Source organism: Holdemanella porci (assembly GCF_019052655.1).
GTDB classification, from domain to species: domain Bacteria; phylum Bacillota_I; class Bacilli_A; order Erysipelotrichales; family Erysipelotrichaceae; genus Holdemanella; species Holdemanella hominis.
In genome coordinates, this window is record NZ_JAHQVB010000010.1 from 34,575 (window position 1) to 46,663 (window position 12,089).

The following is a 12,089-nucleotide window of genomic DNA, read 5'->3' on the forward strand; positions in this document are numbered from 1 at the left end:
AGAGTTGTCCTACTTTAGTAACGATAATAAACCTCGGTTTGTTGATTGTCAATTTGGATTGACCATTGTTAGTTGTACCTTTTGTTTCTCCTGGTCAATATTGTATACCCATACCGTAACAATATCTCCTACAGAAACAACATCACTTGGATGTTTTACTCGTTTTGTACTCATCTTTGAAACGTGAACTAAACCATCTTCGTGTAGTCCAATATCGACAAAGGCACCAAAGTCAACCACATTACGAACTGTACCTTCTAGCTTATCATTAATATGTAAGTCTTCGATTTCCAATACATCTTTTCTTAGTAATGGCGCATCATATTTATCACGATAATCTCTAAGTGGCATACAAATCGCATCTAAGATATCCTTCAATGTATAACTATCTAATCCAGTGTCTTGCATCAATTGTTTTGTATCACAATTAGAAATCACGTCTTTTGCCTTTTGTGTTCCCAAATCCAAAGTATCCAGACCTAATTCCTTCAACAATACTTTCGTTGCCTTATACGATTCAGGGTGAATGCTTGTACGATCCAACGGTTCTTTTCCATCTTCAATACGCAAGAATCCAGCTGCTTGTTCAAAGGCTTTTGGACCAATCTTAGGGATCTTTTTAATTTGTGTACGCGATTCAATTTTTCCATTCTCTTCACGATATGACACAATACTTGATGCGCTCGCATTATTTAATCCCGCAACATTTTTAAGTAAAGAAACACTGGCTGTATTGATATTTACGCCCACGCGGTTAACAGCTTTTTCAACTACGAAATCCAAACGTTCTTTTAATCTTGCGGTTGGCAAATCATGTTGATATTGACCAACACCAATCGATTGAGGGTCAATCTTGATTAGTTCTGAAAGTGGATCCATCAATCTTCGCGCAATAGAAATGGCACTTCTTTGCTCAACATGTAAGTCTGGGAATTCTTCAATAGCTAATTTAGAAGCACTATATACGCTAGCACCTGCTTCAGAAACAATGGTATAAGATACTGGTAAATTAAATTTTTTGATTGTATTCGCAACGAAAGCTTCACTTTCTCGACTTGCCGTACCATTGCCAATCGCAATTAAATTCACATGATATTCATTACATAATTGAACTAATTTTTGTTCAGACTCTCTTACTTTCGCATTTGGCTGATGTGGATAAATCACATCGACAGTTAATTTTTTACCCGATGCATCAATAACAGCCAATTTACATCCAGTTCTAAAGGCAGGATCAAAGCCTAGAATCACTTTATCTTTCATGGGTGGTTGAAGTAAAAGTTTTTCTAAGTTCATAGAGAATACATCAATACTTGATTCATGTGCCTTTTCACTTAAAGCTGAACGAACCATTCTTTCAATGGAAGGATAGGCAAGTCTTTTTAAGCCATCTAAAATGGCAGCACGAACATACTCACTTGTACCACTGTTAGTAAAGCGAATAAATCTTCGACATACCCAATTTTCGATATATTCTTCGTTAAAGGAAATCGAAACATTTAATACTTTTTCTTTTTCACCACGATCAATAGCCATAACTCGATGCGGTGCTAATGTATTCACTCTTTCTGAATAGTCATAATACATCTTATAGACTTTATGATCATCTTCATGATCTTTCTTTTCGCTTGCAACAATACGACCAAAATTTGTCATTGAATCCAATATTTTATTGCGCACATCCACATCATCACTCACTTTTTCGGCAATGATATCGCATGCACCTTGAATAACAGCTTCACGATCTTTTACGTTTTCATTAATGTAGGCATCTAATTCTGTTTCTTTAAAATAACGAGGAAAAGACATAAAAGTATCGGCTAGTGGCTGTAGACCATTGGCAATCGCAACACTTGCACGCGTCTTTTTCTTTTGTTTGTAAGGACGATAAATATCTTCTACCTGTGATAATTTTGTACATGCGTTGACATTCTTTATAATTTCATCATCCAATTTCCCTAATGTTTCAATACGAGCTAAGACTTCTTCCTTACGCTTAGCTAAATTCACTTGATACGCATAATTTTCTTGAATGACACGAATTTGTTCTTCGTCCAAACCTTTTGTACGCTCTTTACGATAACGTGCAATAAAAGGAACTGTAGCTCCTTCTTCTAATAATTCCAATGTATTCTTAACTTGCGAAATTGAAATATTCAATTCTTTCGCAATTAAGGAAATTATATTTTCATCCATAGTAAAACCTCATTTCAACTCTATTATTATACCAAAGATTGAAATACATTATTTAAAGATTTTCTAACAAAAATGGAACTGCGTAAATAGGCTTTAACTCCAACATCCCATCTTTCGAAAAATCCTTCTGTGAAAACAAGAATCTTCGTCCTACTACATGCGAATATTTCTTGCAGAATTCATCCATTGAAATATGACTCTTTGTTGCAGATGATTTTACTTCAATTGGAATGATTTTATTTCTTGAACGTATTAAAAAATCAATTTCATTACTATGAATACTATTCTCTTTTCTCCATGAATGATAATATAAATTATTACCACTATTTACAATAATTTGTGCGATTGCATTCTCATACATATAGCCTAAATCGGCTGATAACTTATCACTCAACAATTTTTTATAAATATCTGAAGATAATCCTTTCCCACCATCAAATATCATCGTTGTAAACAATCCAATATCAGAAATATACAATTTAAAAGTTTCTGGATCTCTTGTTTGTGCTAAAGCAATACTAGGTTGTGCAACATTGTAACATGGCAAAACTATTTTGGAATCAATTAAATTAAATAAACGTTCCTCATCTTTAATTTGTCTTCGGCTTTTAGTTGCTTCTGTTATTTTAAATCTATTTCTCTTCAATGCTAATTGACTAGGTATTGATGCATAAATATCAGATAATCTACCAGAAGGATCTATTTTTTTTAAATCATCTTCATATAAAGAAATAATATCTAATTTTTCTTTATCTACTGCATCAAGATTATTCGTTTGTAGGTAAGTAGAAACGACTTGAGGCATCCCCCCAACAGCCATATAAATACGAAAATCGCGCATTAACTTACGGTTTGTCATATCACCTATAGCAACATTCTTTTCAACTAAAGTTCTTATACTATCCGTACTTTTTTCCAATGCCCAATTAAATTCCTCATAATCCATCGGAAACACATTAATTTTATGTTCTTCAGAAGGAATTAATATATCTTGTACATTTTTCTTAATTGATATCAGTGACCCCGTCTCAATATAATGATACCTTGCATCTTTTACTAGATGTTTAATAGCTTGTCTAGCCTTTGGAAAAAATTGTACTTCGTCAAAAATAATGGCAGATTTAGATACTATCAAATTAATACCTGTCACTGTTTGTAATCGCAAGAAGAATATATCCAAATCCGAAATATCATTGAATACTTCTAACAATTCTGTAGATATATTAGAAAAATCTATAAATATAAAACTTTCATATTCATTTTTTGCAAATTCCAAAGCAATTGTGCTCTTACCTACACGCCTAGCTCCCTCTAATAAACAAGCTGACCGATCTGCATATTTTTCTTTCCATTCCAACAATTCATTATATACTTTCCGCTTAAACATATATCCTCCAGTCATGAAACAACATTATTTCAATGTTTTATTCCGTCTAAAATGTCATTATTTCAATATTTTAGAAATAAATATAATAATATCTGATGTCTCATCCTTTAAAGGATTTTGAAGTTGCAGAATAAATGATAAAGAACGATTAATATACAAAATTGATGAAGGCGCTATATATAGGCACCATTATACAGCCCACTAAAGAAGTGAATTTTCACTTCTTTTTTTTGACCACTTAGCCTTCTATTTTTACCACTTACTTTTCAAGACTATACTTTTAAAATTCCTTGTGGAATAATAAAACCATGAAAGTAAGACTAGAAATTGATGATTCACTAAAAGAAGATGAAATTGTCATACGTACAAAAGAATATACTGAGGAATTGAAACAATTGATTTCAAATTTTAAATCAAAGCCGAGTATACAATTCTTTAAACAAGATACGGAGTATTATCTAGATTTAGATGCGATCTTATTCTTTGAGAGTGATAATGGAACAGTCTATGCGCATACTGTCAGCGATATGTTTTCTACAACACAGAAGTTGTATGAATTAGAAAATATATTACCAAATTTCTTTTTAAGAATCTCTAAATCTACAATTGTGAATATACAGAGAATTTACTCTCTGTCTCATTCCGTATCGAGTCATCTCATTACTTTTCAAAATAGTCATAAACAAGTCTATGTATCAAGAATGTACTACAAAGTATTAAAAGAAAGAAGGAATCATTTATGAAAAGAAATTGGTTTTGGGGCATAATTTGTATTCTAGGTGCCATATTAATTTTTGGAAAATTATTTGGTTTTCTACCATTTACATTCAGTCTATGGAAAATCATTGGAACTCTTATCTGTCTATCCGTTATTATTGACGGAATCAAAGAAAGAAGCTTCTACAGCCCCTTATTTGGGATTGCGATTATTTTCTATTTATTCAAAGAAGATCTAGGCTTTGAAGATATTTCTTTATGGCTTCTATTATTAGCTACTTGGCTATTAGCTTGGGGACTTACAAGCATTATTCATCCAAAAAAAAGACATATTGAAATAGAAGATATTGAATATTCAACAAATTCTATCATCAATATTACTTCTAGTTTTGGCGAAAAAGTTCAATATATTCAAACCAATGATTTACAATATGTGACCATTGACTCTAAATTTTCAGGATTGAAACTCTATTTTGATCAGGCTACCATTCAAAATCAAGCTACGATTGAAATCGATGGAAATTTTACAGGTATTGAACTCTATGTACCTAAAGAATGGAGTGTACAAAGTCGTGTTCGTGCCTTCTTTGGTGGAGTTGATGAAAAAGGGCAGCCATCATCTAGTGGCTATCCTACATTAAATATCACAGGGCGTATTCATTTTGGTGGAGTTGAAATCCATTATATCTAAGAAAGACAATTAACGTCTTTCTTTTTTATATTCTGTATCATTTTTCGCAAGAAGATATAAACAATATTGATTCATACTAATGCCTTCCTCTTTAGCGTGTATAGATAAGAATCTATGAATCTTTTTGGGTATTCTTAATTTAAGTTGTCCTGAATACGATTGTAGATCACTAGGAAGCGAAATCTCTTTCCCATCTTCTAATATACCTAAAATCCATGTTTCTTTTGCGTCTTTGGCAAGTTCTAATAAGTCATCTAATGAATCTGAACATGTCATACATCCAGGTTTTACAAATGAGCAACGACTCGAACCACCTTTAGGTTGTTTGATCTCATATCCATATTCTTTCATTACTTTAACTATATCTTCAAAATGAATATCATGATCCAATTTAACAACTTATCCCAAGAAGATATCTTTTCACCTGGTATTTGGTGTCAATCATATTTTTAATGATCTCTACCTTAGATGTATATGAAAAAGATATTAAAAGTCAAAAAAAGAAGTCATTTAGACTTCTAATTTAACTCATTTTCTTTTGAACCGCACGCATTGCACTGAGCCACAATGGAATCAATACAAGTGTAGCTGCAACCCATGCTGCTTGATCGGCCCATGTGATCGCATTATATTTGAAAATAGGAACAAAGCATAATGCCACAATGCAGCGTGCAATCATTTCTACAAAGCCTGCAAGCATAGCTCGGGCAGAATAGCCAAGTCCTTGAACGGACATTCTTGTTGTGATCAAAATTCCTAGTACAGGATAGAAATAGCCCATTCTTCTTAAATATAACGCACTCGCATCTAACACTTGTGATTCATTGGCGCTCACAAACATCATGCTTAAAATTCTTCCAAAGAAAACCATTACGACACAGGCGAATGCACCATATAAAATACTCACCATTACACCTTTATGATATCCATCATGGATTCGTTCTAACTTGCAAGCTCCATAGTTTTGGGAAAGGAATGTAGAAACAGCTGCACCTAATGCATCAAATGGACACATCATCAACGATTTAATGCGCATACCTGCCGTAAAACCAGAAACATAAATGGTTCCCAAAGCATTGTTAGCCGACTGCATGACCATAGAACCTATGGCTGTAATCGAAAACTGTAAACCCATAGGAACGCCCATGGCAAGTAGTTTTAGAGAATGTTGCTTATCCACATAACGACTTGATTTAGGTATATGTAAAACATTGACCTTAAACGCAATTAATAAGAAACACAAAATGCCACTTACGGCTTGCGCAAAAATGGTTGCGATGGCAGCTCCTGCACATCCCCATTTCAAAACAAGAATGCAGAAAAAATCAAGGCCAATATTTAAAACAGCGGAAAAAGCTAAAAAGAAAAAGGGTGTTTTTGAATCTCCAATAGCTCTTAATATAGCCGATAAATAATTATAGAGTAATGTAAATGGTATCCCTGCAAATATGACAACTAAATAGGCATAGGCATCTTTAAAGATTTCATCATTGACTTGTAAAATGTGAAGAATGTCTGCACAAAATACAACGACTAAGATGGATACCACAAAAGCTGTAATGGCTGTCCATGCAGCTCCTGCATAAATATAAGTATGCATTTCATCAAGTCTTTTTGCGCCGAAACTTTGCGAAACCATAATCGAAAAGCCTTGGCATATTCCCATACAAAATCCTAGAATCAAAAACTGCACACTACTGCTTGCGCCTACGGCTGCCAATGCATAAGACCCTAGTGTTTGCCCAACAATAGCCGCATCAACAACGTTATAAAATTGTTGAAATAAATTTCCTAATAATAGTGGAATGCTAAAATTCAAAATGAGTTTTAAAGTATTCCCCTCAATCATACTCTTTTGCATATTCCCTTTTTTAAACCTCATCAAAAAAGAAGTCATTTTATTGACTTCTTACCAAGCTAATACTTCAATTCCTTTTTCTGTAACTAGAATTGTGTTTTCCCATTGTGCCGATAACTTTCCATCTTTTGTGTAAGATGTCCATCCATTATCTTTATCAATGTATAAATCACGCGTTCCTTGATTGATCATAGGCTCAATAGTGAAGACCATACCTGGTGCAATAACCATACCTGTATTACGAATTCCTACATGATGTACATATGGATCTTCATGGAAAGCATTACCAACACCGTGTCCACAAAAATCAACAACAACACTGTAACCATTTTTGTGTGCATGTTCTTGAATAGCAGCACCAATATCTCCAATGTATCCCCAAGGACGTACGGCTTCTTTACCAATTTCTAAGCATTCTTTAGTCACTTCAACTAAGCGTTTTGCCTCTTCACTTACATGACCAATACAGAACATTCTAGATGCATCCGCAAAGTGTTTATGTACAATGGTAGTACAGTCTACATTTATAATATCGCCATCTTTTAATACGACTTTTTCGCTTGGAATACCATGACAAATTTCATTATTAATAGATGTGCAAACACTCTTAGGGAACCCTTCATAACCTAGACATGCAGGAATCCCACCATGACTTGTTGTATAATCATATACTAATTTATCAATATCTTCTGTCGTCATACCTGCACAGATTTTTTCTCCAACTAAATCAAGAACTGCATTATTGATTTTAGCCGCTTTCTTGATCCATTTAATATCTTCTTCCGACTTGATTAAATTATGACTAGGAACAATTTTTCCTTGTAGTTTTAATACATTAATTGTATTGTCCCATTCTTCATGACAATGTTTATATTTTTTACCAGAACCACACCAACATGGACTATTCTTACCAATCATCTTGATCCTTCTTTCTATATATTCGTTAGACACAACTTATTATACACGAAAACAAGAAAAAAAGCTTCCGATTGATTCAGAAGCTTCTAAATGCATTATTCACCAAAATAACGTTTTAATAATCCAGCAAATGCCTTACCATGACGAGCTTCATCACGAGCCATTTCGTGTACTGTATCATGAATTGCATCTAAGTTTGCCTTTTTAGCACGAGTAGCTAAATCAACTTTACCTGCAGTCGCACCATTTTCAGCTTCTACACGCATTTCAAGATTTCTCTTAGTTGAATCTGTAACAACTTCGCCTAATAATTCAGCAAATTTTGCAGCATGTTCTGCTTCTTCCCAAGCTGCCTTTTCATAATACAATCCAACTTCTGGATATCCTTCTCTGTGAGCAACTCTAGCCATTGCCAAGTACATACCTACTTCTGAGCATTCACCTTCGAAGTTAGCACGTAAATCGTTTTTAATGTCTTCATCAACATCTTTTGCGACTCCTACCACGTGTTCAGCAGCCCAAGTCATTTCGTCCTCTACTGGAACAAATTTTTCTTTTGGTTGTTTACAAGTTGGACATTTCCAATCTGCAGGAAGATCCGCGAATTTTACGCCTTCTTTTTCCTCGTCATAAATGTGTCCACAAATTAAGCATCTATATTTCATAAATAATCCTCCTCTTGAAATATACTATTTCCTTTTATGTATATAATATCGCATATTCATTTCAATATTTCAAATGTATTGCTCATCAATTTTTAAATTATAATTCAATCATCAACATACGATCTTTTCCTGACATATCTTTATGTACAGTAATCGTTGCAGATTCAAAATATTCACGAGCTAGATTCGATAAAGATTCACCTTGATCCCATCCCATTTCAAAGGCAAGGAAGGCTTTTTCATTCAATACTAAATGTGCTTTTTCAAATACATCACGATAGAATTTTAATCCGTCTTCTCCACCAAATAGAGCTACGTGTGGTTCATAGTCCACAACGCTTTGTTCCATCTTCTCTTCACTTGGAATATATGGTGGATTGCAAACTAGAATATCACAATGTAAATCGCGATCTACAAATGGATCTAACATACTTCCACAAATAAAGTTTACATGCGCATCCAACTTTTCATTATTCTTTTGTGCAACCACTAAAGCTTCTTTTGAAATATCCGATGCGATCACATCCATTCTAGGTTCTTCTAGATTTAAAGTGATACCAATTGCACCTGATCCTGTTGCCACATCAAATACATTGACATGATCTTTATCGGCAAAATAATCATCAAACTTAGATAATACAAGTCCTACAAGTTCTTCTGTTTCAGGTCTAGGAATTAAAACATCTTCATTCACAATAAAGTCATAGCCATAGAAACATTCATACCCTAATACATAGCCTAATGGTTCTCCATTTTCCATTAAATGAATTCCTTCTAAATAATCCGTTTGAATTTGTTCATCCGCCTCTTCATCCATAGAAATATATAGATTTACATTTTTTTGACGACATAACTCTACCATGAAAAGTTGAGCTGCCTGTTCACCTTGACCAGCCTTATAAAGACGTTCTTTACCTTCATTGATCAATGAATGATATGTACTCATTATTCTTTTTCTCCAGCAATTTTTGCCTGTTGATCTGCAAGCTGTAATGCAGCCATTAAATCATCTAAACGACCATCCATAATACGGTCTAACTGATTGACTGTATATCCAATACGGTGATCTGTCACACGGTTTTGAGGATAGTTATATGTACGGATCTTTTCTGCACGATCTCCAGTACCAATCTTTGTACGACGTTCTTTGTCGTTCTTTTGATCCAATTCACGTTGTCTTTCTTCATATACACGAGCACGAATTGTCATTAAAGCTGTTGCACGGTTTTCATGTTGACTACGACCATCCTGACACTTAACTACAATACCTGTTGGTTTGTGAACGATACGTACAGCTGAATCGGTTTTATTAACGTGCTGTCCTCCAGCTCCACTTGAACGCATTGTTTCAATTTCCAAGTCGTTCATATCAATATCAAAGTCTTCTGCCTCTACTTCTGGCATACACAATACTGTTGCAGTAGAAGTATGAATACGACCTTGTGATTCTGTCTTTGGCACACGTTGCACACGGTGAGAACCAGATTCAAATTTTAAAGTTCCATAAGCCCCTTCTCCATTGACTTTAAATGAAACCAATGAGAATCCTCCAGCTTCACTATCTTCCATTTCAATGACTTCTGTTCTCCAACCTTTTGCCTCTGCATATTTTGAATACATTCTAAATAAGTCTCCGGCAAAGATATTTCCTTCGTCTCCACCAGCTGCTCCACGAATTTCTAAAATCGCATTATGAGAATCGTTAGGATCTTTTGGTACTAAAAGCAATTCTAAACGGTCTAAATAATTTTGGATTTTTGGTTCTAATTCTTCCAATTCCATTTGTGCCATTTCACGAATTTCTTTATCTTCCTCTTTTGAAAGAACTTTTGCCTCTTCTAATTCATCAACTGCTTTTTTATATTCTTCGTATGTTTCTACAATAGGTGTCAACTCATTTTGTTCTCGCCCCAATTTTGCCATTGTCTTACGATCTGATACAACATCACTTTGCATCATCAAATCATTGATTTCACAATAACGCTCAGCCATTTTTTCTAAACGCTCATCCATTTTTGCCATAAATATACATCCTTTCTCTATAATTTTTATATCTTGAGTGTTTTACCACTTAAAAAACGCTTTATTTTAGCGATATACCCCATCTATTTTAATATAAAGAACAAGTATTGTCGATGGAAATTGTCCTATTACGCAATTTTTGAAGATAAGAGTATAATATGAGTATGAAACAGAAAAGAAAAGTTAAAAAAATACCAGTTGTGTTTATTCTTACTTTACTCATTTTCGTATTTATAGTTATTCCCTTCACCATTTTAAAAATCACTGAAGACGGACAATACTACGTAGAAGATTTAAATACAAGTGAAGTACAAGCTTCCTATAAGCATTACATCTTCGCATCTTTTAAGATGGATACAATCGATTCTAAGTATGCGTGCATAAAAGATGAAAACGGAAAAATTTTACGACTTCAATCTGGCATTGTTAATTTAAAGACGAAAGACATAACTGAAAATACAGAATACACAACAGATACAGGTGAAACTGGATATGTGAATGGAAGTTATGGTGCAGATGCTCAATATTTAGGAACCAGCTTTAACGGAAAGAAGGTTCACTTTAAAATAAGCGGCATACAAGCATGGGCAGACATCAACAATGTTGAATTGTACTTATATGACGATTCTTATACTTTATCCACATATTATGTTTATAACGGTTCCCTCATTCATACGATTTCTACAGATCTTGTTCAAGGAAATGCGAATTCTATTGCGATTGGTCCTGCCCCAAAATTTTTAAAAGAAGGTACTGCCTATTATTCATATGATGGTCACTATTTTTATACGAGCTATAAAAACTTAGTTGATGATAAAAAGGTCAATAAAAATCCATACTATAACTATTATCAATATGTTCCACACAGAACCACGTCGTATTTGAATCATGCGATTTATAATACGTATGTCAACGATAAATCCGCACTCTATAATCAAGCCGATGTATTTTTTAATATACAAGCTAAATACACAATCAACGCATCTATGATGTATGCGCTTGCCCTAAATGAGAGTGGTCTAGGACTTAGTCAGTATGCGCTTGAATATCATAATTTATTCGGTCATGCAGCCATTGATGAAAATCCAGATAACGCAAATCAATACAAATCAATAGCAGATTGTGTAAAACAACATGCCTACAATTTCTTGCAGCAAGGTTATCTAAATCCTGAAGATTCAAGATATTACGGTTCGTGGTTTGGGGATAAGGCAAGTGGCATCAACGTGAACTATGCTTCTGATCCGTACTGGGGAGAAAAAGCGGCTAGTTTCTATTATCAATTGGATGAAGATGGTATTGACCAAAAAAAGAATCCAATCAAAATAATACAACTATCTAAGGACTTAAAGGTATATGCACCAAACAAAAAAGATGTTATTTATACTCATAAAAAAGGAAGTATTGTATCGATTCATATATTAAAAGATAAGTATGGGTACTATAAAATATCAAGTGAAGCACCTGTTAAAGATAATCATTTGAATATAAATGCTAAATATAAGAATAGCTATGCATATATCAAGAAATCGGATTTCAAATAAAAGAAACCATTCTAGTGTTGGCGTCTAGAATGGTTCCTTTTTGTTTATTATTATTTTTTTAGGAGAGAGATATGAATATTGGTTTATTTCT

Annotated in this window: 11 protein-coding genes; 3 read left to right on the top strand and 8 right to left on the bottom strand. The window is 33.8% G+C overall.

All coding sequences use genetic code 11. From position 1 onward, the window contains the following. Positions 1–48 precede the first annotated feature (48 nt). Both KTQ83_RS03455 and KTQ83_RS03460 read right to left on the bottom strand, forming a co-directional pair. Positions 49–2,196, bottom strand: a complete 2,148-nt coding sequence (locus KTQ83_RS03455) for a Tex family protein (protein ID WP_217256028.1) — start codon at positions 2,194–2,196, stop codon at positions 49–51. A 52-nt stretch (positions 2,197–2,248) separates the two neighbouring features. Further along, positions 2,249–3,583 (bottom strand): ATP-binding protein, encoded by a 1,335-nt coding sequence (locus KTQ83_RS03460; RefSeq protein ID WP_244975751.1) that lies wholly within the window; start codon positions 3,581–3,583, stop codon positions 2,249–2,251. A 308-nt stretch (positions 3,584–3,891) separates the two neighbouring features. On the opposite strand from KTQ83_RS03460, the gene KTQ83_RS03465 reads away from it, so the two are divergent. Next, complete coding sequence (locus tag KTQ83_RS03465; RefSeq protein ID WP_186999488.1) at positions 3,892–4,326, top strand: LytTR family DNA-binding domain-containing protein; 435 nt, start codon at positions 3,892–3,894, stop codon at positions 4,324–4,326. Beyond that, positions 4,323–4,991, top strand: a complete 669-nt coding sequence (locus KTQ83_RS03470; RefSeq protein WP_217256030.1) for a LiaF transmembrane domain-containing protein — start codon at positions 4,323–4,325, stop codon at positions 4,989–4,991. The genes KTQ83_RS03465 and KTQ83_RS03470 overlap by 4 nt, the downstream gene beginning before the upstream one ends. A gap of 9 nt (positions 4,992–5,000) precedes the next feature. Here the strand turns inward: KTQ83_RS03470 and KTQ83_RS03475 are convergent, their stop codons facing one another. The 6 genes from KTQ83_RS03475 to prfA all read right to left on the bottom strand — a co-directional run bounded on the left by KTQ83_RS03475 (position 5,001) and on the right by prfA (position 10,454). After that, a complete protein-coding gene (locus KTQ83_RS03475) occupies positions 5,001–5,381 on the bottom strand; it encodes a toxin-antitoxin system HicB family antitoxin (RefSeq protein ID WP_244975752.1) in 381 nt (126 codons plus the stop codon). Positions 5,382–5,514: 133 nt separating this feature from the next. After that, positions 5,515–6,852, bottom strand: coding sequence for an MATE family efflux transporter (locus KTQ83_RS03480; protein ID WP_244975753.1), 1,338 nt, complete (start codon positions 6,850–6,852; stop codon positions 5,515–5,517). A gap of 48 nt (positions 6,853–6,900) precedes the next feature. Next, positions 6,901–7,767, bottom strand: coding sequence for a methionyl aminopeptidase (locus KTQ83_RS03485; RefSeq protein WP_117926505.1), 867 nt, complete (start codon positions 7,765–7,767; stop codon positions 6,901–6,903). A 95-nt stretch (positions 7,768–7,862) separates the two neighbouring features. Then, positions 7,863–8,432: a ferritin family protein gene (locus tag KTQ83_RS03490; RefSeq protein WP_003866202.1), complete on the bottom strand. Its 570-nt coding sequence runs from the start codon at positions 8,430–8,432 to the stop codon at positions 7,863–7,865. 97 nt (positions 8,433–8,529) lie between these two features. Continuing rightward, positions 8,530–9,378, bottom strand: a complete 849-nt coding sequence (gene prmC / locus KTQ83_RS03495) for a peptide chain release factor N(5)-glutamine methyltransferase (protein WP_217256032.1) — start codon at positions 9,376–9,378, stop codon at positions 8,530–8,532. Further along, entirely contained in the window at positions 9,378–10,454 is a 1,077-nt protein-coding gene (prfA, locus tag KTQ83_RS03500) for a peptide chain release factor 1 (protein ID WP_117926507.1), read from the bottom strand. Before prfA ends, prmC begins: the two co-directional genes overlap by 1 nt. Positions 10,455–10,618: 164 nt before the next feature. On the opposite strand from prfA, the gene KTQ83_RS03505 reads away from it, so the two are divergent. After that, a complete protein-coding gene (locus tag KTQ83_RS03505) occupies positions 10,619–11,998 on the top strand; it encodes a glucosaminidase domain-containing protein (RefSeq protein ID WP_217256033.1) in 1,380 nt (459 codons plus the stop codon). Positions 11,999–12,089: the final 91 nt, after the last annotated feature.